Raw genomic sequence first — 21,844 nt, forward strand, 5'->3', positions numbered from 1 at the left:
ATCGATCGCCGCTTCAGGACAGTGCAATGGCCTTCAATTGGTTTCGCCGACAGTTCAATCAGCCAGAAGACGCATCAGAATCGACCCTGGAAGATACAGCGCCCGCCAGCGCATCAGATTCTGAGACAACCGCTACAGATCGAGAACCCGCCCCCGAACCCGAAGCCGTCCAAGAAGACTATCTAGCTTGGGCAAAGGCCGCGTACCAAAATATTCAGCAGCGACAGCAAACCTCTACAGAACCTACAGAGGCAGTCGAGGCAGCTCCAATCCCAGCATCGGCCCCCGAATCCGTCGCGACCGACATCAGCGAAGAACCTGCGGACGCCTCGGCGCAGGAGGTTCGAGTCCCCGTTCCAGCTCCATCCGTACCCGTATGGGCCGCAGCCAACGCAGAGCGTCAAGCTCGCCTAGAACGCCTCAAAGCAACCGCCATCGAAGAGGTGGCCGTATCCGCTCAGCATTCCGCGCCCCCTATCCCCACAGCCCCAATTGCGCCCCCATCCCCTGCTGAGCCAGGTGTTGAGACGGAAGAAACGGCGGACTCTGGGCGCGCAGCGATCGCCTTTGACGATGGCTTCCTGTGGTCTGCGGAAGTATTGGCCGCCCAAGGGCGCAAACCCGAAGACATCTCTGTTGAAGAAATTTCGTGGCTGCAAAAGCTCCGTCAGGGATTGGGCAAAACCCGTCGCGGCTTTGTCAATCAAATTAAAGCCATTGTCGGTCAAGGGCCGCTCGACCAAGACGCGGTGATGGAAATCGAGTCGCTGCTGCTGCTGGCGGATGTCGGCGTTGAAGCCACCGATGCGATCGTAAAAGCGCTTCAGGCTAAAATGCGCGAGGAAACCCTGCCCCCGGAAGCCGCCTTTGCCTATCTCAAAACCATTTTGCGAGATATTCTGGATGCGCCGCTGAAATCTAAGTACAGTCCCGTATTTGCGCCAGAAAAAAACACGCTCAATATCTGGCTCATGACGGGCGTCAATGGCGCGGGTAAAACCACCACGATCGGCAAAATTGCCCACGTCGCCACTGAATCTGGCTTTAATTGCTTGGTGGCCGCTGCCGATACCTTCCGCGCTGCCGCTGTGGAACAGGTCAAGGTGTGGGCCAAGCGCAGCAATGTCGAGGTCATTGCAAACCCCGGACAGAATACCGATCCGGCAGCAGTTGTTTTTGACGCGATCGCCGCAGCCCAGTCTCGACAGACCGAGTTATTGCTGGTCGATACCGCAGGCCGCCTCCAAAACAAAAAGAATCTCATGGACGAGCTGCGGAAAGTGCGTCAGATTATCGACAAAAAAGCGCCCCACTCCAGAGTGGAGTCCTTACTGGTGCTGGACGCAACCCTAGGTCAGAATGGACTGCGGCAGGCACAGATTTTTGCAGAAGCAGCACAGCTTTCGGGCGTGGTTCTGACCAAGCTTGACGGCACCGCCAAAGGTGGCGTTGCCCTCGCCGTCGTACAGCAGTTGGGCCTGCCCATTCGATTTATCGGTGCCGGTGAAGGCATCAAAGACCTACGGCCATTCTCTAGCTACGAATTTGTCGAAGCCTTACTGAGCAGCTAATCGCGCACGGGTCGCTTCGCTTTTTGTTCGTCACGAACAGATCTTTTGTCCTCAAATCCCAATAAGTTAAATTGCACTGCACCTTTTTCGGAATAAGGGTGTTAAGCTATCTGTTCAGAACGCTGATGCTTAATCTGGCCCGGTCTTGGTTTTTGAATGGAAGGTGCGCACCCACCCTTTATGACTGCGGTTCCTACTCCCAGTCAACCCCCTGAATCTCTCGAGCAAACGCTCCAGGGAATGTCTTCAGGCGCGTCGGTGTCGTCCTTGAAAAAGCTGGTGGCGCGGCTCCAGCGAGAGCAGCGCAAAGTTCAAGATTTGCTCAGTTCCCTGAGCTTTTCATTACGCAGCTTCAATAATCTCAATCAATTTCTCGCGCTCATCCCGCTGATCGTGAGTCGCGTGACCGATGCGGATGCGGCGGCTTTGGTGCTGTTTCGACCCAACGGTCAAGCATCGGTCGATCAGCTCTTTTTCCAAGAGAGCAATCAGTCTCGAAAAATTCGCTACGCCCTAGAGTCCGCCGTCCAGGTTCTCAACGGCAGTGCGGTCTCCTCCACGAAGTATTCGGCATTGCTGGAGCATCAGTTGAAGCGTCTGTTGGGGGACGAGTACCGATGGTTTAGTACTGCGGTTCTGGTGCGACATGTAGAATTACAAGAGCGCGGGCGATTGTATCTATTTAGCAGCAGTGCAGACTACGAATGGACTGAAACCCGTCAAAAGTTAGCGCAGCTCGTCGCCGACCAAACTGCCGTAGCCATTGAGAACGACGATCTAAATGCCCAGGTGCGCAAGCAAGAGCGCCTCACGCGGGAGTTGGAGATTGGCGCTGAAATTCAAGCGCGGCTGTTGCCCAGTAAATGCCCGGACATCGATGGCGTAGAACTGGCGGCACTTTGTAAAACGGCCAGTCAGGTGGGGGGCGACTACTACGACTTCATTCCCGTCTCCTTTACCCATCCCACCCATCAGCCTTACCAGAATACGAACGCTGACTGTTGGAGTTTGGTCATTGGGGATGTGATGGGAAAGGGCGTTCCGGCGGGGCTGATCATGACCATGACGCGCGGTATGCTGCGCACGGATATCTTAAACCGCCACTCCCCCGCCCGGATTTTACAGGATCTCAACTCGGTCATGTACGGCGATCTCGAAACCTCCAATCGGTTTGTGACGCTGTTTTACTCGGAGTACGATCCGAAAACTCAAACCCTGGTTTACAGCAACGCAGCCCATCACCCGCCGTTGTTGTGGCGATCGCACTCCGACCGGATCGAGCGCCTCGACACGGATGGCATGCTGATCGGCCTGGATATCAATACCGAATTCTGCGAAAGCCAAGTGCAGCTTTATGCGGGCGACACCATCATCTACTACACCGATGGATTCACCGATGCAGCCAATCCCAACGGCGATCGCTTTGAGGAAGAAAACTTAGAGAAGGCCTTCTACGATGCCTGTCACCGCTGCCAGCACCCGCAGGATATCTTAGATTACCTCTTTGCCCAAGTGCAGTCCTTTATCGGACGCCAAGGCGTTCAGAATGACGATATGACCCTGATCGTGCTGAAGGTCAAGCCTAAGCCTGTGGAACTTCCAGTTCTATAGAGGGGGGTAAGATGCCTGGGAGATGCTTTCCACAAAGTGCTGTATTCTGACAAAATGGAACGCAAATTTCCGCCCGCGCGGCCCGTCAGATCAACCTAGTTCGCTATTTTTCTATGGATCCTCGCTTTAAGGTCGAAGTGATTTCGCAAACCCCCAACCCGCAGCGCATTATCTATGCGGGGATGCATCAAGATTACGCAGAAGGGTTTATCTACGACGAGATGGATCGGATCCCAGATGAGGTGAAAGCTGGCGAACTGATCGTCAAATATTTGCTCCAAGGCAATCGCGGCCACTATGGTCCGTTTGAGCATCCCCAACTCGTACTGAACTTTGGCTACTTCCCTCATAGCGTGATGCAGCAGGTGCGCACGCATCGGAACGTGTCCTTCGATGTACAGAGTGGACGGTATACAGGCATGAGAATTTTGGCTGTAGTGGAAGGCAAAGAAGACCTTGAAGATGTCTTCTATTTGCGTCCCGTGGGGAGTTACAGCGATCGCCAGGGGAAGAAGTACGAATACACCGCCGAGCAGCGTCAGGAAGACCTGGAGTGGTGTCTTCAGGGGTGCAAGCGCTACGCGGAGCGCATCGAGCAAGGGTTAGCAGAAGAACACGCGCGGGGCTTAATTCCCTTTGACGTGCGGCAGCACTGGGTGATGTCGGGGAATGCCCGTGCCATCATGCATTTGTTGGATATTCGGGGCAAGTTTGACGTACAGCCCGAAACCCGCGTCATGACAGAACTGATGTTTGAAAAATTCCAGCTCTGGATGCCGGAAGTTGCGGCTTGGTACGAGAAAACGCGTTGGCGCAAGGGAACATTGGCACCTTAGCGCCACAATCGATCGCCCTGTATTTTGCTGCCCGATGATTGATGTCCGATCGCGCTCTACTGCCATGGTAGAGTCTAACTCTAGTACGGCTTCCTTAATCTATGAAATCTTGGATAGTGACGGTGTTAGGGGCGGCAATGCTGACCCAGCCTGCTTTTGCCCAGTCAGCACTCAAGGTCGTTTATCCGCCGACCGATCTCGAAACAACTTCAGCTCGAATTTTTTTGATCGGGACGGCACCGGCTAATGCAGTTGTGACGGTCAACGGGCAGATCGTTCGCGATCGCAGCCCCTCCGGTCATTTCTCCCCCAGCATTTCGCTTCAGGTGGGCAGCAATACAATCACCGTCAAAGCCCAGGAACAAACCCTCACGCTGGTCGTGAAGCGGCTTTCGGTCGCGCCCCCAGCACCCAAAGGATTCGCCTTTGCCGAGGGATCGCTGACGCCTGCGGTAGATATCGCCCGACAGCCCGGCGAGCCGATTTGCTTTGGGGCGATCGCCCCTGCTAAGGCCCAAGTGACGGTCCGCCTGGGCCGCCAAGCGGTCGCGCTGTACCCGCAGCCGAGGGCCGTCACCCTTCCACCCAACTCAGCTGTATTGACCGCAGAAAATTCTCCTAGTCCAATGCTGCAAGGGACAGCCGCTCGGGCTGAACTCTATCAAGGCTGTACCGTACTGTCAGGTTCTGGAGAATTGGGTACCCCCCTTTTTGAACTGCGGCGCGGCAAAACGGCGATCGTTCGACGCGGCATTGGCAAGATCGCAATCTTGCCACCCCAAATCCTCCCCGTAACAGAAGTGACTGGCGACCCAGGAACGGCCCGTACCGGACCCAGCACCGACTACTCGCGCCTCACGCCGCTACCGAAAGGCACGCAAGCCTTGGTCACGGGAAGGGAAGGGGAATGGTTGCGCCTCGACTACGGCGGCTGGATTAAGCAGAGCGAAACCCGCCCCATCGTAAATGGTGCGTTGCCGCGCTCGATCGTCCGCAGCGTGCGCGTCCAAACGCAAGCCGATCGCACCAACGTTATTTTTCCGCTTCAGGTTCCCGTCCCCGTTGCGGTCAAGCAGGCCGATGGAACCTTCACCTTGACCCTCTACAACACCACCGCGCAAACCGATACCATCGCGCAAACCCCCGGCCCCGTATTGTCGCGGTTAGACTGGCAACAAGTCACGCCGGGGCAGGTCCAGTATCAACTTCACCTTAAAAACCAGCAGCAATGGGGCTATCAGCTGCGTTATGAGGGGACGAGCTTGGTGTTATCCCTCCGGCATCCGCCCCCATTCGCTTCGACCGCTGCCCCGTTAGCGGGCACGACCATTTTGCTGGATCCCGGCCACGGCAGCGCCAATGATAAAGGCTCGGTTGGGCCGACGGGCTACCCCGAAAAGGATGCGGTTCTTGTCGTCAGCAATCTGCTGCGTCGCGCTTTGGAACGTCAGGGAGCTAAGGTGGTTGCGACGCGCGAAGGGGATGAGGATCTGTATCCCAACGATCGCGTTAAAAAAATCGAGCAGGTTGTCCCGACTTTAGCCATCAGCCTGCACTACAATGCCCTCCCCGATGGGGGCGATGCTTGGAATACGAAGGGTGTCAGCACGTTTTGGTATCACCCTCAAGCTCAAGGATTAGCTGTGTTTCTGCACGACCATTTGGTGCAAAAGATGGGGCGACCGTCCTATGGCGTGTACTGGAATAACTTGGCCCTGACCCGTCCGGCGATCGCCCCGTCCATCCTCCTCGAACTCGGATTTATGATTAACCCCAACGAATTTGAGTGGATTACCGATCCCGATGCTCAGCAGCAGTTAGCTAAAACTTTAGCGGAGGGCATCGCGCTGTGGGTGCAAAAAAACAGGTTGTGATTGGATGGAAGCTTCAAGGCAAGGCATGATGGAAGAGAGAGATTGAGAGGCCCATTAAGATGCAGACTGTTACGGATTCCGCGCATCATCAACACCTGATGCTCAAAATCTTAATCGGTTCGGCTTGGGTGGATCGGCACCTCGTCCCGGCGGAGGTTACTTATCTCAATAAGGTGCTGGCGCGGTATCATCAAGCGCACGATCCAGAATTGCAGGCTTTACTGAGTCATCCCGTGTCGCTCGGTCAAACGGAAGGTTGGTTGGTAGACTACCTCAAAGATAGCCCTGACTCAGAGCGGCTGAAATTGTTGGCGGCGATTGGAAATCTTTTGATTTCCGATGACAAAGTATCTGACATCGAGCACGATCTACTCGATGAATTTCACACGCTCATGGCAAAAATCCCTTCTCCTCCAGAGCCACTCTTCGATATTAAGGAGCATTCCCCTACGATTTTGCAGCAGTTAGGAAAATTTTTCCGCCATGTATTTTCGGCAATACATGCCTAAGACGAATGACTTGACAACCTCGATTTAAGCGTTTGAGTACCCGAACTTTGGATTGAAGGATGGGAGGGGCTGGAGATATGCAGAATGCAGGATAATACGCTGTGGAGGAGCATTAGACCGCTGTGTTTTAGGAATTCCAAGTTTTGTGGAATTTTAATTCGGTGAAGTGATGGTTTATTGATAAAAGTGCAATCTAACTCCGTTGGACGTGAAGTTGGATTGCAAAAGCTGCATAAATCCTGAGTTTTGGAGTTAGATCGGAATATTAGGATAATATGTCTTCTACACGTGTTAGACCGCTGTACGCGTTTGAATAGATAGTTCTACTGCTTCATCTTAGCGATTAGCGAATAAGCGATTTTTCAGATGTCACGAATACGATCAACTTTAGGTTTAATTGAATCAGCTTAAGTGCCGTAGTTTGAGTAGAAAGAGAGGTTGATTGAGTGTCAAGCATTGAGGCTGATGAATTACTAAGACGCTACGCAAGTGGAGAGAGAAATTTTTCTGGATTGGAAATTGATGGTTCTGATGAGCTAGCTAGAGCGAATCTGAGTGATATCGATTTAAGCAATTCCGTGCTTGCTGAGATGTGTTTAGACAACATCAATCTGAGTCGAGCCAATCTGCAAAATGCTCATTTTGGGCTGTCGAGCTTTCATTCTGCTACGCTTCAAGATGCTGATTTAAGTGGAGCAAGTTTAGGGCATGCAGATTTTGTTGATGCTGATTTGACTAATGCTAGGCTCGTTGGGGCTTATATCGTCAGTGCGAGTTTTGTTAGTTCTAACCTGACTGGTGTTGATTTTACAGGGGCGACAATTGGCGAGTCAGGTATCTATATGAAAGGGTCTATTTTATCTAATACAACAATGCCGGATGGTGAAGTTAGGAGTGATAGTGTGCAGCAGCAGTAGAACAATCGCGCTGCACCGAGACGTTTCAATATGGTCGGTTAGTAGCAAAGGTCTTCTGCGTCCGGTGAGCGCGAACGTTAAGGAAATTCTTCCGGCATGGAATGTTAGTCTTAATAGATCCGGTACGTCTGTAAAATAGAAGAAAGAACTTGACCCAGCAAAACTGGAGATAGCCCTGAAATGGTACAAACACCATCCGCAATACTGACTTTAGAGGAGTTTCTGAAACAACCAGAAACCAAACCTGCCAGCGAGTATATTGATGGTCAAATTATTCAGAAACCCATGCCGCAAGGGAAACATAGCCGGATTCAAGGAGAATTTGTCCCCGCTATTAATGGAGTAGTCAAGCCTCAAAAAATCGCTTGTGCCTTTCCAGAATTGCGGTGTACATTTGGGGGCCGCTCAATCGTACCTGACATCGCAGTCTTTGTTTGGAATCGAATCCCACGGGATGAAACGGGAGAAATCGCCAATGCCTTTCTCCTCGTGCCAGATTGGACGATTGAAATTTTATCTCCCGATCAGAATCATACAAAAGTCACCAAAAACATTCTGCATTACCTGAAACATGGCGCTCAACTTGGGTGGTTAATCGATCCCAGCGAAAAGACAATCTTTGTTTACCGTCCCAAGCAAGAGGTTGAAGTGTTTGATGAGCCAGATGAACTGATCCCGGTCCCTTCGTTTGCCAAAGGGTTAAATCTAACGGTAAGGGATTTGTTCTCTTGGTTGTTGCTGTAGTTTGTGAAAAGTATTCGGTCTGTCAGCAGCGAGCGCAGGTGTGCAGCATTGGAGGACATCCGTCTTGATGGAAAAGTTAGGGTTCGACAGAGGGAAGTAGATCTTCATAGTGGTCGAGAACTTTTGCCACAGCATCCATGGCATTGTATCCTTCGGGTCCAACGCTATCGTGCAACACACGGTAGAGAGGCCCGTTTGGCCCGTCATTGATATTGATGTAGTAGTAGTCGCCGCTGCCAGTTGAGCACCAAGCGATAGGTATGTATCCGTCTTTTGCAACGCCGATGCCTGGCCAGAAATTTGTCAGTTCATCAATTGATTGTTCTACAGTAAGAAATTGCATGTCCGCACCTAGCGTAGATAAATCTGTGTCTTCATCCAAGCAAACAGACTTACCTATCAAGTGATGAACTTCGACAAATTGTAGCCAGTAGTTTGGAGGCATAGGCGCAAAAGCCTTAAACCAGTTGTGAATGAAGTTTGACTCGATCGCTAAGCAAGCTTGCGCTGAAGTAGGCGCTGGATGCTGACAAGGGCGATCGCATCAAACCCCGCCAACAATAACAGCGTCATCCCCAGGGATAGGTTGCCCCAGGGTGCCTGCATCACAATGCTAGAGAACGTCCAATCGCTATGCAGGTAAATGTAGCGAATCGGTTCGATCGCAAAGCTCAGCGGATTGAGACTGGCCACAATCTGAAGCCACGTGGGCATAAAAGCCAGTGGCACGAGGGCAGTGCTGGCAAACAGCAGCGGTAAGTTGGTAACAAAAATGACAGCAATCAGTTCGATGTGTCCTGGCAAAGCGAACGTCAGCCCTAGACTCAACGCCGTCACTCCCAATACCAGCAGCAGGACGATGAGCACCACGATCCCCAGCCCCAAAACATTGGGGAGCCCCGCGCCCAGCGCGTAGCTGAGTCCCATAATGGCAGCTGTCTGAATCAGACTCAGGGTAGTGATAAAAATAGCCGAAGCCAGCACGATCGAAAATCGCGAAGCCAAAGGCGCAACCAACAGACGATTCAAAAAACCGAACTCGCGGTCGAACATGACGGGTAAGCCCGCATTGAGCGCACCGCTAAAGGCTGTAAAAACGATCACTCCAGCGCTCAGAAACTGACCGTAGCTTTGGCTGACGCCAAACATGCCCTGGGGAACGTTCTTAAACAACGCCCCAAACAGCAATAACCACATGAGAGGCTGTACGATGCCCGCAATCAGGGTAGAAGGCCGACGCTGGAGTTGAATGAACAACCGTCGCGACAATGCCAGCGTTTCCTGCACGAATTCGGGGGAGAACAAGCTTGGCGGCTTGGCATTGAGCTGAGCTGACGCTTTGTCAGCTAAAGACTGAGGGCTGGATTGAGGTTTAACAGAGGTACTAGTCATTGCTTTAAGTCCAACGCTGTTCTGAAATCCTGCAAGAGGAAAAATCAAGAGAAAAAAGAAGGGTGCGACTCTAGCGCATGCTTTGTTTGCGCTCTACTTTGGGGTCTCGCTGGCTGGCTGCTGCCATTTCTGCATCTAAAAGCGTCTGACCCGTCGCAGAAAGATACACGTCATCTAGGCTGGGCCGCGCTTGAGCGATCCCAAAAATGGGCAGATTTGCCGCTTTTAACGCCTGCTGTAATGCCGAGATCGCATCGCTTTGGGAGGCGACCACCAAATTCAGAGAATTGCCTTGCGCGTTATTAATAATGACATCCTGAACAAAAGGCAGAGCAGCAGCCAAGCTTTTGGCTTGCTCCGCCTCCTCCAGAGAGGTGAACTCGCGAATTTTTAAGGTAATGCGATCGCCCCCCACCCGATCCTTCAACGCCGAAGGCGTCCCCTCGGCAATCACCTGCCCCCGGTCGATAATCGCCACCCGGTCGGCTAGGGCATCGATTTCTTCAAGGTAGTGGCTGGTGAGCAGTACCGTCGTCCCGCGATCGCGGAGCTGGCGCAAAAAATCCCAAATCACGCGACGGCTCTCGATATCGAGACCCACCGTTGGTTCGTCCAAGACCAAGACCGCAGGTTCGTGGAGCAACCCTGCCGCCAGATCGAGCCGTTTTTTAAGTCCGCCGGAATAAGTGCCCGTTTTTTGGTCGGCCCAGGGCGTGAGGCCCAGCCGCTCCGTAATGGACTCGATCCTGGGGGCGATCGCCGCCTTCGGCAAATGATAGAGCGCTGCCTGAAGCTGAAGCAGTTCGCGACCCGTCAGCACCTTGTCTAGGGCGACCTCTTGGGCGATGTAGCCCAAAAGCTGCCGCGCCATCTTCGGTTGTTCGAGCGCGGAAATCCCAGATACCTCAACGCGGCCTGCATCGGGTGCAGTGAGAGTGCAGATGCAGCGCAACGTCGTCGTCTTGCCCGCGCCATTAGGCCCCAGCAAACCGAAAATTTCTCCAGGCTCTACCTGAAAAGAGACATTCTTGACCGCTTCAGCGCTTCCATAGCGTTTCTGGAGCTGCTCGACGAGGACGGCAGGAGCCATAGACAGTCCATCTCAATAAATCTCAACATCTCTATTCTAAAGAGCAGATGAGACTTATGAACGCCCTTCTTCAGTAGATTCGTCGAGATCGATCGTTCAGGTGCGTTGAAACGCAGCCAGCTTAGGCCGCGCGATCGGTTGTCTGCAAGCTGGCGGACTCGCGCGCTTCAGCCGTTTGCTCCCGCAAGAGTTCTGCCAACTGATGCTTTTCTTCTAACAGCAGCACGTTGTCAGTCCCGTCTGATACTGCTCGATCGTGGCGATGAAACCGGATCCCAATCAAGGCATCGTACAAAAAGCCGCCAATATTTTTGCGGTTGAAAATATCGAGGGTTTGGGGGCTACCCTTCGTGTCAAGTAAAGGCTTGACGGCATAATAAGCAGGCTGAACCTTATACCAGGGCACCGATGGCCAAAGGTGGTGAATTAAATGATAGTTCTGACCCAAAATCAAAATATTAAGCAGCGCGCTCGGGTAGACCCGCGCGTTTTTCCAGCGATCGCGCTCTTGAAAGTCGCGGTGCGGCAAATAGTCGAAAAACAAGCCCAGGGCAAGACCCACCACCAGCGCTGGCGTAAACCAATAGTTCATGATGTAGCCCAACTGACCGTGGGAAGAGGCAAACCAGACCACGCTCACCATAAACAAACGGCTCAAGAACCATTCTAAGAGCTCGAACTTCCGCCAGAGCTTGCGGATGAAGAAAAACAGCTCGTGGTAGAAAAAGCGCGGTGCGATCAGCCAAAGCGGGCCGCAGGTCGAGACAAAATGATCGGGGTCGTTTTTAGGATCGTTAACGTTGGCATGGTGCTGCATGTGCACCCGCGTAAAGACCGGAAAGGCAAACCCCAAAATTAAAGCGCTGGCATGACCCATGACTGCATTCATAATGCGGTTGCGATGGGCAACATTATGGGACGCATCGTGAATGACAGTCCCCGCCAGATGAAGCGCCAACACGTTAAGAATAAAAACAACACCATGGGGGAGGTAGCCTAGAAAATACCCCAGCGTCGAGCCAACAATCAGAAAAATGGATGCTAATAGCATTAGCAAGGTGGGGTTAAATGCCCCTGGAGGACCCAAAAATTCATACGGAACCGTCCGGGGTTGAATTTCAGCTAGCATTAACCGACAATCCTTGCTTAGTCGCCATTATTCTCAAGGTAGTATACGACAGACCTTGCCTTATATTAAAGTTTTGTGACAGATTTCCGAGTTTATGGGCAGGTTTTCTCATAAAAAAGTTCGTCTGTGCGGAAGTCAAGTTCAAAAAAGCGCGATTTGTCGGGCATTGAAGCATGCAATCGCCCTAGGGCCGTTCTAAACCGCCCGAGGTGCTGCCTGGAACCTTGTTGCGGGATGAGTTGTCTTAAGTTACAACCATCAGTGTATACAACGGGATAAGTTCCATGGATAACGGTAGGAAGCGCCATCAGAAGGTTAACGCAGATTTCCGATTGTTGGGTTCTGTTGGGCTGGCGGGCATGATGGCGATCGCCTCTTCCAGCGCGTGGATCGGCCAAGCGCAAACCAGTTCTAGCTCTAGTTTGCCCAAGGTAGGTGCCGAAGCGACCGCCCCTGAAACCCAAAAGTCTTCTGCTGCGATCGATGGCACTGCCAAAAAATCCGACTCCACCAGCGCTGCCTCGCCTCGATTCTTTTGCCAGATCTGGAACGGTCAGTATACCGTCATGTACAGTCCAGAAAACCGTTCTAGCGAAGCGTTTCCGTGGGCCGTCCCCAAAGACTTAGGCAACGGCTGGGTGGCCGAGAAGCGCTGCAACGAAATTAGCCGCCGCCTCGAAGAATATCGCCCCGACGGGCTCAACGAGCTCAGCACTTCCACAGAAAACGGCTATAACATCGTGTGCGCGACGACGAAATCCAATCCCTCTTGCCGGATTGTATTTACGGTTCCGCCCGGACAGGATCCCGTGACGACGCGAAATTCCGTATTTCAAAATCTGACGGTTGCCGATGGCGGCACCATGACCCAGGGGGTCAATACCTATGTCAGCCGAGGAAACGGAAATGTCAACCTAACCGACAATTTAGTGAACCTAGGCTTATCGGTTTTGGGCAGCACCTCGGCTTGGTCGGGCAGCGATGCAGACCGCAATATTAACCTCAAACCCTACCTTTCTACAGCAGATGGCGGAACTGGCGTCGGGCTGACCAATGGGGTGCGGATTCAGAGAGGGCCGCGCTCAAACCAGCAGGGGCTTCGCCTCAATCCCGATAATTTCCGCTAAACAAACCCAGCAGTTCGAGGGCTTGAAGAAGTCCTCGAACTGCTGGGTTTGTCCCATCAAAAAGCCCTGTAAGAAACTGCTTTTGCTTCCTACAGGGCTTTTGGTTAGCGATCGGTCAGCTTTATGGCTGTAGATTCGGGGGATACATCGCGACTTTTTTGGCTAAGCCGAGCTTCTGCAACAGGGCGATCGCCCACCAGGTCACGTCCACCTCCCACCAACGGAAGCCCGACTTGGCGACGTGGGGGTAAGCGTGGTGATTGTTGTGCCAGCCTTCGCCATAGGTCAGGAGCGAGACCCACCAGAGATTTTGAGCGCCATCGTCAGACTCGAAGGTGCGGTAGCCCCACTGATGGGATGCGGAATTGACAAACCAGGTCGAATGCCACAGCAAGATGGAGCGCACAAAGATGCCGTACAACACAAAGGACCATCCGCCTAAGGCATAGAGCACGAGACCGAGGGGAACTTGCAGGAGTAAAAAGTTACGATCCAGCCAGCGGTAATAGGCGTTGCGCGTGAGATCTGGCGCAAATTTTTGGTAGCGGTTGGCGTCGAAGAATTCCGGTTGGGGGCTGAGAATCCAATGCATGTGGCTCCACCAGAAGCCGCGCCGCGCGGAGTAAGGGTCTTTCTCGAGATGTTCGGTGTGGGCGTGGTGCTGGCGGTGACCGCTCACCCAAAAGGTAGGCCCGCCTTGAATCGCCAGCGCGCCCAGGGTGACAATAACGTACTCTAACCACTGCGGAACCCGAAAACTGCGGTGACTGAGCATGCGGTGATAGCCCAGGCAGATGCCGATGCCGCCGAAGAGCCAGTGCAGCAGCAGCGCCACTCCGATCGCCGACCAGGAGAAAAACCAGGGGGCAACCAACAGCGCGATTGCATGAAACGCGCCAAAAAATCCAACATTGGTCCAATTGAGCGCAGACGAATGACCGCCCGTGGGGGCAGTAGGCATAGGGGTTGAAGTCATAAAAAATCCTTTCGGTAGGCAATGCAGCGAAGGGCTAAACCTTAAACCGCCAGAGCGAGACATCTTGCCAGATGAACAATCCTCGATTTTTATCGGCTAGACCGCTACAGTAGAGAAAGCAAGTAACGCTTGCATGTTGCCATGCTAGCAACACCCGCCTAAAAATGCAAGCGGCACTTACAATTAATTTTTGATGGCCCTATGACTTCAACCCGCGATCGCCTGATTCAGTCTGCTCTAGAGCTATTTACGGCCCAAGGCGTCGGGAATACGACTACGCGCAGCATTGCGGAGCGGGCCGAGGTGAATGAAGTCACCCTATTTCGGCATTTTGGGAATAAGCACGGGCTGCTGCTGGCAGTGATTGAGGAATCGTCGGCTTTCCGGCATTTAGGTGAATCGCTTCTCAATCGCGCAAGTCCCACTGACAATATCGGGCAAGCTTTGCAAGCTTATACCAGCGAATGTCTGGCAGCGCTGGAACGGGTGCCTGAGCTAGTCCGTTCGGTCGTGGGCGAGGCCGATCGGTTTCCGGCAGAAAATCGGCGTGCTTTAGGTCAGGGGTTAACGGCGGCGAATCGCTACGTGGCTCAGTACCTTGCAGCGGCAATGGATCGGGGGCAGCTGGCATCTTCTCTGCCGCCGGAAAAGCTAGCCAGCCTCTTGAACGGGATGATTCTGGGCTACGCCGTCATCGAGCTGACGAGCGAATTTCACGAGCTTTGGCAAGACCGCGCCGACTTTCTGGATGCGGTCGTGCAGCTTTTCCTCCAAGGAGCGGTATCGCCTGCTGGGGAGCTGGTCCGTTCGGAGCGTCACGGTTCGGCCCCAGAGGTTGCAGATTTGCCTGCAAATCTCGTGCATGAGATTCTCCAGCAGGCCAAGAAGAAGGGGGTGCAGGATTTTGCCCTGGCCTATGTTTTATTTGCGGCAGGGCTAACGCCTCAAGAGCTGCTGAAATTAGAGCGATCGCACTCGATCGGCGATGCCCATCAACACGTGCTGCGCGTTGAGGCGCGACAGGTGCCCGTGAATCAGTGGGTTTTGGGGAGACGCTACGGGTCCTATACGGCCAATCCCCTCACCCGGTGGCTCAAGAGTCGTAAAGATGGTCAAGCTGCTTTATTTTTGAATGCAGAAGGTCAACCGTTAGAACTGCCCGAACTTCAAGAGCGGTGGCAAACCTGGACGCAAGGGCAGGTAACCCCGTCGGGACAGCCGCCTCAATTGGAACAGGCGCGGCAAACCTGGTGCATCGATATGCTGCTGCGGGGCATCAGTCTCGAAAACCTGAGCATTTTGACCGGACTCGACCTGATGCAGCTTCAGCCCTATGCCCAACGGGCCAAAGAACGGACGGCGATCGCCCAGGCCACGCGCTTAGACCAAAAAGCGAGCCGACTGGAGATTTTGTAAAACAGTATCAAAACAATAGACCTTTTGTATAAAGTTGCGTAAAGATACCGAGGCCGGACTTGTCAATCCGTAATTAACATTGAATAAAGAATATTGTCTTTTTCAGTTATCTAGAAAGATGGGTCGTCACGCTTGCTGGAAACTGTCGGATAAAGGGGGATTTGCGCTGCCAGTCGTCCTGGCTTTCGGGTTTCTGATGCTTTTGGTCGGTTTGACTATGGTGCTTAAATCCCAAGGCGATCGGGTCACGAATTCCAGTCAAGATGCCACGGCCCAAAGTCAAGCCACAGCAGAATCAGGGATTGCCATCGTGCAAGGCTTTATTAATGCGAACCGTACCATCGCAACGAGTAGTGCCTGCAACAGTTGGAATACCAACGGAACCTGTGCCGATACAGCCGTTCAGACTTGGGCAACAGCGACGAATTCAAGTCTTTGGCCAACCTTGGCTTCCAGCGGCGCCAGCGCCAGTCCGGCAACCATCGCTGCTACAGCAACCCAGCAATGGAAAGATATCGACAGCTCTAATGCAGCTCAGGGTCAGTATCGGTTGATTGACTATACCTTTACTCCTGCAGTTAGTCCGCCCCCCGGACTGCTGGGAACAGGCACTCTAGTTGTGGAGGGTCGAGTCAAGCAAATAGGGAGTGGCAATACGGCAACAGCCAGTGCTGCAACAGCGACGAGCAGGTTGTCGGTGACGATGAATGTAAAAGCGGTAGCATCTTCGCTGTCATTTCCCGGATTGTGGGTTCAAAGTGGAACGGGGACAAAAGCAAGCGGCTCAGCTGCCGTCAATGCGGATTTTCGAGATTCCAGTCTTGACGGGAGTGCCACAACTAACTTACAGCCATACCTCAATGGGACGAATACTAAGACCCCCGGCTTAGCTTTTCCTTCCCTCCCAGGAGGGGGGGTATTTAATGCGCCGACCACCGGATCGGGGGTTTATAGTATCTCGGCCATCAGTTTATCGGGTTCGGATACGTTCGCGCTCCCGCAAACGGGCGATACAGCCAATGCAAGCAATGTCTATACCTACAGTATCGGTGAATCGGGGGGGAAATCGATCGCCCTCAGCGGGAGTTCGCAAATTACCGTTGGCAAAGGGACGGGCGATAAAGTTGCACTGTACCTGCAGGGATCGCTTTCAACCAGCGGCGGAACTCGAATTATCGTAACTCCCGGCTCAAAGATGACGCTCTACGTCAATGGAGATGTATCGTTGTCTGGAGGTTCTACGACAAATCCTCCGCCCATCACGAATAGCGGCGGCGCGGAAAATGCTCAGGTCTACGTTTACGGATCTCGAAAAATTCAATTAAGCGGCGGCTCTAACATGAGTGCCTTTATCTTTGGTCCAAACTCCGAGGTAAACACAATGAGCGGCGGTGCGAACGTGACAGGTTCGATTTGGGCAAACACCTGGAGCGCATCTGGCAATGCCTATATCAATCAAGCTACAGTCGATCAATCTCAGTTAGAAGTACAGCTTCCTGGTAGTGTCGCGATCGATCCCCCAACTTGATGGCACCATTACTAAACCAATATGGGAACCCAAACAAACCCATAGAATTTATCGGGCGATTTTTGGAGTGCTTTCAGTTCTAGCAATCCACTTTCGAGCGACCCTAAACGCCTGCACGCTCAGATTCACTCGTATGAGAAGAACGATGGCTTCCCCTTTTCCATTTCAAAGTACTGCTTTTCCGAGAGCAGTTTCGATTCCATCTGACGCAGGCTGGGATCGCGGCTTTACGCTGGTAGAGGTAATCGTTGCAGCCCTTGTCATGACGTTGTTAGTGAGTAATCTTTTGGCAATGGTGGTCTATGCCGGAATGTTTAGACTTAAAGCACGACAATCTGGTGTTTCCAGAGATTGGATACAGCAAGATCTAGAGAATGTTAAGTTCAATGCCTCCCAGTTTAAAATTGCCGCCTTAAGCGCCGACGCAGCGGCTGGCGCCACCTCGGTTACAGTTAATCGAACGAATGTTGGCAGCATCTCTATGGCACCCGGTGATACCCTCAAAATTGGAGACGACTCTGTTTTTCATACAATTTCCGGTATTAGCGGTACGACGCTCTCCTTTACTCCCCCATTAAACACAGACCAAATTAGCGGCGCTCAAGTATGGGCCGCCGGAGCTTCTTCCTCCCCCAAATTTTGCAACGCAACTTCTAGTACGACTGGTTTGGCCCAGGCGCTTGCAGCAGATTTAGCCCCAGTTCTTATAAGTTCAAAAACGATTTCAGGCACATCCTACACCCTGAGTCGGACTGCAACACCTGTTAATACTGCTCCGTATCAAACGTTGACATTGACCTATTCCGTGCTGCCCAGCGGTGGCGGTGCTGAAGTTCTATCCCTCCAGACCAAGGTGGTTCCCTATGCTGCATTTGGCTGTCCGTAAAAAAACGGGCTTCAGCCTCATAGAGGCGATGGTCGCGGTCGTTATTCTAGGGATCTTCGGCGCGATCGCCGTGCCTAGCTTCTCAGCTTGGAGCGACCGATATAAGCTCGATAGCGCCCTAGCTAAACTTCAAGGTGCCCTTCAAGAGGTCCAGCAGCAGTCCATTCGCACCAGTCAACTCTGTAGCGTCACAATCGACACCAGTGCGCTTACCGTTGCATCCACTTCCGGCTATGCCAATTGCCTCCCCACTGGCAGCAGAAGTCTCAATAATACAGGTTTTAGTTCGAATTCGAATCAAAGTGCCGGGTTTGCGATGGCAACCGATGCTGTAAATACCACACCTGCCATTGCTTTTACCTTTAGAGGAACGACCTCGAATGTAAACGTTTTTGTCATCTATAAGCCCAATAGCTCAATTCCCATGAAATGTCTTGCAATTTCCCAAGGGATTGGCATGATCAGAATCGGAAGATACAATAGCCCCTCCAATCCCCCCGCTTCAGTGTCGGCTAGCAATTGCGAAACAAAAGCACAATGAAACAAACCTATTGTTATTGGAGCAGAACTCGTTTTTGGAGCGGGTTTACATTAGTCGAATTAATGGTAACCGCGATCGCTACCGTGGCGATTCTTGGGGTGGCAGGCTATGGTTTAATCTCGATTCTAGGTTCTAAGAATACAGCGGATGCATCGTCCATTCAGCGACAAAATCTAAATCGGGCATTGAACTATATTACGGATGAAGTTAGATCGGCAAGTGCCATTAGTCCGTCCGGGAGTACGTCTGGAATTATTGGGTTTCCCACATTAACACCTGGGAGCCAAGTTGTACTCATTCTGACGGTTCCTAATTTGCCAAAGCCTATTGTGTATTATGTTGCCCCAGCACAATCTCCTTGGTTGGGACCGAATAACCTGATTCGTTGGGGACCCGATATCAATCCTGATGGCTCTTACAACACCAGCAGCTACAACTCGAATGTATTGGTCGATTCGATTAATACCTCTGGTCCTAACACTGCCTGTTCGACGGGGTTACCAATCCCTAGCGTATCGAATCGACAAGGCTTTTATGCTTGCATTGACTCGTCTGGAAAAGTTGCTGATGTTTACCTGATCGGCCTTTTTACTGATAGTTCGGGGTTATCGTCCACCTCTGACGTTAATTCAAGAATTTATTCGAGAAGTATCTCAAAATTGCGCTCTAATTAAGCTTCTTATTGCTAGGGTATCTAGCTTTGCGTATTTCTCTCCCAGAATACGCCCTCAGAATAGCCTTGAATCGAAGGTTCAGCTTCAGCGATTTGAAGGCGTTTTTCTGCTAAACAAGCATACATCTCATCCAGTTCCACGCCAAAATATCGCCGACCCAATTTCTTAGCAACCACAGCAGTGGTTCCTGAACCCAGGAAGGGGTCAAACACAACACCCTCAGGATTAGAGCTAGCGAGAATCATCTTCGCCACAAGCTTTTCTGGTTTTTGGGTGGGATGGTCTGTATTCTCTGGCATCGACCAAAATGGGATCGTTAGATCTGTCCATAAATTAGAAGGGTGAGTCAGACGATAGTTACCCGTTTCGGTCATCTCCCAGTCTTTAGGCATGCCATCTACGGTGTAGGGGGCACGCACTTTTCGTTTGAGTTTAACGGCATCCACGTTAAACGTATAGAGGTCAGAAACCGTACAGAACCAAATATCTTCTGACGAATTTTTCCAGTTTTGACTCGCTCCGCGCCCTTTTTCCCGCTCCCACGTAATGCGATTGCGGATCTGAAAGCGATCTTTAATGGCCTCAAACACTGCTGGAGAAGATTGCCAATCCGAGCAGATATAGACTGAAGCCGTAGGCTTTAGAATCGGTTCTACCCCATCTAGGCAAATCTTCAGCCAATCCGTATACGTACTCAGGCCAGTCTTCTTAAAGCTGTTGGAATTAAATGTTTTGTTTAGATTGTAAGGTGGGTCAATTAAAAGTAGATCGACCGATTGCTTGGGTAGAAAATCTAGAATCTGAAATACATCCTGGTGGATGATTCGGTCTATAACATTTTGCAGCTCAACGGGTTGGTCGAGCTGCAAAAGCCTGGTCTTGTACTCAGCTCGCTCTTTGGCACTTAGCGTAATGGTTCTATTCCGAGGCGCGCGTTCTTGCTTTTGCGGCATTTTTAACTCAGCCAGGATGTGTGTGAGTATTTAAAGTCCGTAGCGCTTTCGGAGTGCAGCTTCAGCTTCCTCGCGGTCGTCGAAGTGGACTTTTTCCGTGCCTAAAATCTGATAGTCTTCGTGACCCTTGCCCGCAATTAAAACGGTATCTCCCGGTTGCGATTGGGCGATCGCCTCTCCAATCGCCACCCGTCGATCCGCCTCGACAATGGGGTTCGTCTCGGCGGGAATCCCTGCGAGGATGTCCGCCAAAATCCGCTGCGGGTCTTCCGTGCGCGGGTTGTCGGAGGTAACGACTGCCCGATCGGATAAGCGGGCAGCGATCGCCCCCATTTGAGGCCGCTTGGTGCGGTCGCGATCGCCCCCGCAGCCAAACACGCAGATAATCTTACCCTTGGCAAAGGGTCGGGCTGCCCTCAGCAAATTCTCCAGGCTATCGGGCGTATGGGCGTAATCTACAACCACGCTAATATCCTGGTCGGGCTTGACCGTAATCTGCTGCATCCGCCCCGGCACCCCAGAAAAGGCAGAGAGGGTCTGCACGATGGTATCAAGTTCTAAATCGAGGGCTAAGCCAGCACCCACAGCCGCCAAGAAATTAGCCACGTTAAATTGACCCACCAGAGGCAACCGGAATGCGGTGCTGCCCGCAGGGGTGCAGAGCTGCCCTTCCACACCGGAAGAGCCATAGCTCAAATCGCTCGTCCATAAATCCGCCGTTTCGGATTGAGTACTGTAGGTCCACACGTTTTCAGGAGAGAGGGATTCTGCCAGCCTGACTCCGTAGACGTCGTCAATGTTAATGACGGCTTTGCCCCTGAGGTAGGCGGGCGTAAACAGCAGCGCCTTCGCCGCAAAGTAGTCCTCCATATCCTTGTGGTAGTCCAAGTGATCCTGAGTCAGGTTGGTAAAAATGGCCACATCGAATTCGCAACCCAAGACGCGCTTTTGGTTCAAGGCATGGGAACTCACTTCCATTACGCCGTAATGACAGCCCGCTGCCACAGCCTGGGCTAACGTGTGCTGGAGATCCACGGCAAAAGGGGTGGTATGGGTTGCGGTTTTTTCGTACCCCGGCCAGCGGGCGTAGAGGGTGCCCAAGAGGGCGGCTGGACGTTGGGTTTGATTGAAGAGATATTCGATCAGATGGCTGGTGGTGGTTTTGCCGTTGGTTCCAGTCACGCCCACGGTTCTGAGCTTGCGGCTCGGGGAATCGTAAAAGGTTGACGCCAATGCCGCACAGGCCGCGCTCATGTCGGTCATGGGAATCAAGAGCGCTTCCCCTGAAGCAGGACGTTCGACTTGGGTCGAGACGAGGGCTGCGATCGCCCCGGCGTCGATAGCATTCGACCAAAAATTTCCGCCATCGACGCGAGTACCGGGCATTCCAACAAACAAATCCCCCGGCTGGCAGGCCCAAGAATTGGTGGATAACCCCTTCACCTCTAGGTCAAGAGACGGATGACCCGACGATCGCCATTGCGAATCGGCCTCTAATCCTGAGGGCAAAAGCGCCAGTAAATCTCTGAGCTTGACCATACGCTTACCTCTAATCTTTCCTGCTCAAAACTGAAGTTATTTTAAGCGGCATCGGCTGGATTTTTCACGTCTCCAGATAAATATCGAGCAAAGAGATCGGTGGATGGACCTCCAGCTTTCGACCCAGCATGGAGCATTCGCGACCGTCCTAGCGAAAGCAAATGCGGGATAATCGCATCAAAACCCACAAATGCTAGGGAATTGGCATGAGAGTCCGGGAATAGAGCCAAAAAGCAAAGCGTTGCAGAGTTTTGCTTTTCATCAAGGTGGAGCGTCGGAGCATTTTGTTGCTAGCTACGGGCGCTCGAACGACAAATCCAGAGTTCTAAAGGTAACTTTGCATACTATCAAAAGCTAGTAGAAGGAAACGAGGCCAATAATTCCAATTCGTCCTAGAAAGCATCTAAAGTAACAAATTCAAACCATCCATATAGTGAGTTTCTTTTTAGGCGTCATTTATTGCTAGTCATATGCTTTTCCTTAAAATTCTGCGAAGATTTAATTTGTTCTTAAAAATATTTAAAGATAATT

General features: G+C 52.2%; 20 protein-coding genes. 13 read left to right on the top strand and 7 right to left on the bottom strand.

The window, feature by feature from the left end; genetic code table 11:
* The first annotated feature begins 26 nt into the window (after nucleotides 1-26).
* From ftsY to R6H26_RS24105, 7 genes are all read left to right on the top strand, one after another.
* Nucleotides 27-1,571, top strand: a complete 1,545-nt coding sequence (gene ftsY, locus R6H26_RS24075; protein ID WP_404786180.1) for a signal recognition particle-docking protein FtsY — start codon at nucleotides 27-29, stop codon at nucleotides 1,569-1,571.
* Nucleotides 1,572-1,751: 180 nt separating this feature from the next.
* On the top strand, nucleotides 1,752-3,182 hold the full coding sequence (locus R6H26_RS24080; RefSeq protein ID WP_404786182.1) for a PP2C family protein-serine/threonine phosphatase: 1,431 nt from the start codon (nucleotides 1,752-1,754) through the stop codon (nucleotides 3,180-3,182).
* 113 nt (nucleotides 3,183-3,295) lie between these two features.
* The gene (gene thyX, locus R6H26_RS24085; protein ID WP_404786183.1) at nucleotides 3,296-4,018 is read left to right on the top strand and encodes an FAD-dependent thymidylate synthase; all 723 of its coding nucleotides are present in this window, start codon (nucleotides 3,296-3,298) and stop codon (nucleotides 4,016-4,018) included.
* Between the two features lie 101 nt (nucleotides 4,019-4,119).
* The gene (locus tag R6H26_RS24090) at nucleotides 4,120-5,892 is read left to right on the top strand and encodes an N-acetylmuramoyl-L-alanine amidase (RefSeq protein WP_404786185.1); all 1,773 of its coding nucleotides are present in this window, start codon (nucleotides 4,120-4,122) and stop codon (nucleotides 5,890-5,892) included.
* Between the two features lie 59 nt (nucleotides 5,893-5,951).
* Nucleotides 5,952-6,401, top strand: a complete 450-nt coding sequence (locus R6H26_RS24095) for a TerB family tellurite resistance protein (RefSeq protein ID WP_404786187.1) — start codon at nucleotides 5,952-5,954, stop codon at nucleotides 6,399-6,401.
* Nucleotides 6,402-6,847: 446 nt separating this feature from the next.
* Complete coding sequence (locus R6H26_RS24100; protein WP_404786189.1) at nucleotides 6,848-7,318, top strand: pentapeptide repeat-containing protein; 471 nt, start codon at nucleotides 6,848-6,850, stop codon at nucleotides 7,316-7,318.
* Between the two features lie 180 nt (nucleotides 7,319-7,498).
* A complete protein-coding gene (locus tag R6H26_RS24105) occupies nucleotides 7,499-8,062 on the top strand; it encodes a Uma2 family endonuclease (protein ID WP_404786190.1) in 564 nt (187 codons plus the stop codon).
* Between the two features lie 76 nt (nucleotides 8,063-8,138).
* On the opposite strand, the gene R6H26_RS24110 is transcribed toward R6H26_RS24105, so the two are convergent.
* The 4 genes from R6H26_RS24110 to crtR form a co-directional block, all read right to left on the bottom strand.
* Nucleotides 8,139-8,507 (bottom strand): hypothetical protein, encoded by a 369-nt coding sequence (locus tag R6H26_RS24110; RefSeq protein ID WP_404786192.1) that lies wholly within the window; start codon nucleotides 8,505-8,507, stop codon nucleotides 8,139-8,141.
* A gap of 47 nt (nucleotides 8,508-8,554) precedes the next feature.
* Nucleotides 8,555-9,454 (bottom strand): ABC transporter permease, encoded by a 900-nt coding sequence (locus tag R6H26_RS24115; RefSeq protein WP_404786194.1) that lies wholly within the window; start codon nucleotides 9,452-9,454, stop codon nucleotides 8,555-8,557.
* Between the two features lie 70 nt (nucleotides 9,455-9,524).
* Complete coding sequence (locus tag R6H26_RS24120) at nucleotides 9,525-10,544, bottom strand: ATP-binding cassette domain-containing protein (RefSeq protein ID WP_404786196.1); 1,020 nt, start codon at nucleotides 10,542-10,544, stop codon at nucleotides 9,525-9,527.
* A gap of 121 nt (nucleotides 10,545-10,665) precedes the next feature.
* On the bottom strand, nucleotides 10,666-11,673 hold the full coding sequence (gene crtR / locus R6H26_RS24125) for a beta-carotene hydroxylase (RefSeq protein WP_404786198.1): 1,008 nt from the start codon (nucleotides 11,671-11,673) through the stop codon (nucleotides 10,666-10,668).
* 284 nt (nucleotides 11,674-11,957) lie between these two features.
* Between crtR and R6H26_RS24130 the strand changes: the two genes are divergently transcribed.
* Entirely contained in the window at nucleotides 11,958-12,800 is an 843-nt protein-coding gene (locus R6H26_RS24130; protein WP_404786199.1) for a COP23 domain-containing protein, read from the top strand.
* Between the two features lie 121 nt (nucleotides 12,801-12,921).
* On the opposite strand, the gene R6H26_RS24135 is transcribed toward R6H26_RS24130, so the two are convergent.
* A complete protein-coding gene (locus R6H26_RS24135; RefSeq protein ID WP_404786201.1) occupies nucleotides 12,922-13,776 on the bottom strand; it encodes an acyl-CoA desaturase in 855 nt (284 codons plus the stop codon).
* Nucleotides 13,777-13,977: 201 nt separating this feature from the next.
* On the opposite strand from R6H26_RS24135, the gene R6H26_RS24140 reads away from it, so the two are divergent.
* The 5 genes from R6H26_RS24140 to R6H26_RS24160 all read left to right on the top strand — a co-directional run bounded on the left by R6H26_RS24140 (nucleotide 13,978) and on the right by R6H26_RS24160 (nucleotide 18,821).
* Nucleotides 13,978-15,192 (top strand): TetR family transcriptional regulator, encoded by a 1,215-nt coding sequence (locus R6H26_RS24140; protein ID WP_404786203.1) that lies wholly within the window; start codon nucleotides 13,978-13,980, stop codon nucleotides 15,190-15,192.
* A 118-nt stretch (nucleotides 15,193-15,310) separates the two neighbouring features.
* Nucleotides 15,311-16,720 carry a hypothetical protein gene (locus tag R6H26_RS24145; protein WP_404786205.1) on the top strand — a complete coding sequence of 470 codons (1,410 nt, stop codon included), beginning with the start codon at nucleotides 15,311-15,313 and terminating at the stop codon, nucleotides 16,718-16,720.
* 145 nt (nucleotides 16,721-16,865) lie between these two features.
* The gene (locus R6H26_RS24150; RefSeq protein WP_404786207.1) at nucleotides 16,866-17,606 is read left to right on the top strand and encodes a type II secretion system protein J; all 741 of its coding nucleotides are present in this window, start codon (nucleotides 16,866-16,868) and stop codon (nucleotides 17,604-17,606) included.
* Nucleotides 17,584-18,147, top strand: coding sequence for a Tfp pilus assembly protein FimT/FimU (locus R6H26_RS24155; RefSeq protein WP_404786209.1), 564 nt, complete (start codon nucleotides 17,584-17,586; stop codon nucleotides 18,145-18,147). The genes R6H26_RS24150 and R6H26_RS24155 overlap by 23 nt, the downstream gene beginning before the upstream one ends.
* A gap of 62 nt (nucleotides 18,148-18,209) precedes the next feature.
* On the top strand, nucleotides 18,210-18,821 hold the full coding sequence (locus R6H26_RS24160) for a hypothetical protein (RefSeq protein WP_404786211.1): 612 nt from the start codon (nucleotides 18,210-18,212) through the stop codon (nucleotides 18,819-18,821).
* A 20-nt stretch (nucleotides 18,822-18,841) separates the two neighbouring features.
* Here the strand turns inward: R6H26_RS24160 and R6H26_RS24165 are convergent, their stop codons facing one another.
* Nucleotides 18,842-19,774 (bottom strand): DNA-methyltransferase, encoded by a 933-nt coding sequence (locus R6H26_RS24165; protein ID WP_404786213.1) that lies wholly within the window; start codon nucleotides 19,772-19,774, stop codon nucleotides 18,842-18,844.
* Nucleotides 19,775-19,804: 30 nt separating this feature from the next.
* Complete coding sequence (locus R6H26_RS24170; RefSeq protein ID WP_404786214.1) at nucleotides 19,805-21,313, bottom strand: UDP-N-acetylmuramoyl-L-alanyl-D-glutamate--2,6-diaminopimelate ligase; 1,509 nt, start codon at nucleotides 21,311-21,313, stop codon at nucleotides 19,805-19,807.
* Between the last annotated feature and the right edge of the window lie 531 nt (nucleotides 21,314-21,844).

It is taken from the genome of Altericista sp. CCNU0014 (genome assembly GCF_044923475.1).
GTDB lineage: Bacteria > Cyanobacteriota > Cyanobacteriia > Thermosynechococcales > Thermosynechococcaceae > JAAURS01.

Bases quoted from the DNA above. Each gene is read 5' to 3' on its own strand.
- ftsY (WP_404786180.1), top strand. From the start codon at position 27: ATGGCCTTCAATTGGTTTCGCCGACAGTTCAATCAGCCAGAAGACGCA.
- R6H26_RS24080 (WP_404786182.1), top strand. From the start codon at position 1,752: ATGACTGCGGTTCCTACTCCCAGTCAACCCCCTGAATCTCTCGAGCAA.
- thyX (WP_404786183.1), top strand. From the start codon at position 3,296: ATGGATCCTCGCTTTAAGGTCGAAGTGATTTCGCAAACCCCCAACCCG.
- R6H26_RS24090 (WP_404786185.1), top strand. From the start codon at position 4,120: ATGAAATCTTGGATAGTGACGGTGTTAGGGGCGGCAATGCTGACCCAG.
- R6H26_RS24095 (WP_404786187.1), top strand. From the start codon at position 5,952: ATGCAGACTGTTACGGATTCCGCGCATCATCAACACCTGATGCTCAAA.
- R6H26_RS24105 (WP_404786190.1), top strand. From the start codon at position 7,499: ATGGTACAAACACCATCCGCAATACTGACTTTAGAGGAGTTTCTGAAA.
- R6H26_RS24110 (WP_404786192.1), bottom strand. From the start codon at position 8,507: ATGCCTCCAAACTACTGGCTACAATTTGTCGAAGTTCATCACTTGATA.
- R6H26_RS24115 (WP_404786194.1), bottom strand. From the start codon at position 9,454: ATGACTAGTACCTCTGTTAAACCTCAATCCAGCCCTCAGTCTTTAGCT.
- R6H26_RS24120 (WP_404786196.1), bottom strand. From the start codon at position 10,544: ATGGCTCCTGCCGTCCTCGTCGAGCAGCTCCAGAAACGCTATGGAAGC.
- crtR (WP_404786198.1), bottom strand. From the start codon at position 11,673: ATGCTAGCTGAAATTCAACCCCGGACGGTTCCGTATGAATTTTTGGGT.
- R6H26_RS24130 (WP_404786199.1), top strand. From the start codon at position 11,958: ATGGATAACGGTAGGAAGCGCCATCAGAAGGTTAACGCAGATTTCCGA.
- R6H26_RS24135 (WP_404786201.1), bottom strand. From the start codon at position 13,776: ATGACTTCAACCCCTATGCCTACTGCCCCCACGGGCGGTCATTCGTCT.
- R6H26_RS24140 (WP_404786203.1), top strand. From the start codon at position 13,978: ATGACTTCAACCCGCGATCGCCTGATTCAGTCTGCTCTAGAGCTATTT.
- R6H26_RS24145 (WP_404786205.1), top strand. From the start codon at position 15,311: ATGGGTCGTCACGCTTGCTGGAAACTGTCGGATAAAGGGGGATTTGCG.
- R6H26_RS24150 (WP_404786207.1), top strand. From the start codon at position 16,866: ATGGCTTCCCCTTTTCCATTTCAAAGTACTGCTTTTCCGAGAGCAGTT.
- R6H26_RS24155 (WP_404786209.1), top strand. From the start codon at position 17,584: ATGCTGCATTTGGCTGTCCGTAAAAAAACGGGCTTCAGCCTCATAGAG.
- R6H26_RS24160 (WP_404786211.1), top strand. From the start codon at position 18,210: ATGGTAACCGCGATCGCTACCGTGGCGATTCTTGGGGTGGCAGGCTAT.
- R6H26_RS24165 (WP_404786213.1), bottom strand. From the start codon at position 19,774: ATGCCGCAAAAGCAAGAACGCGCGCCTCGGAATAGAACCATTACGCTA.
- R6H26_RS24170 (WP_404786214.1), bottom strand. From the start codon at position 21,313: ATGGTCAAGCTCAGAGATTTACTGGCGCTTTTGCCCTCAGGATTAGAG.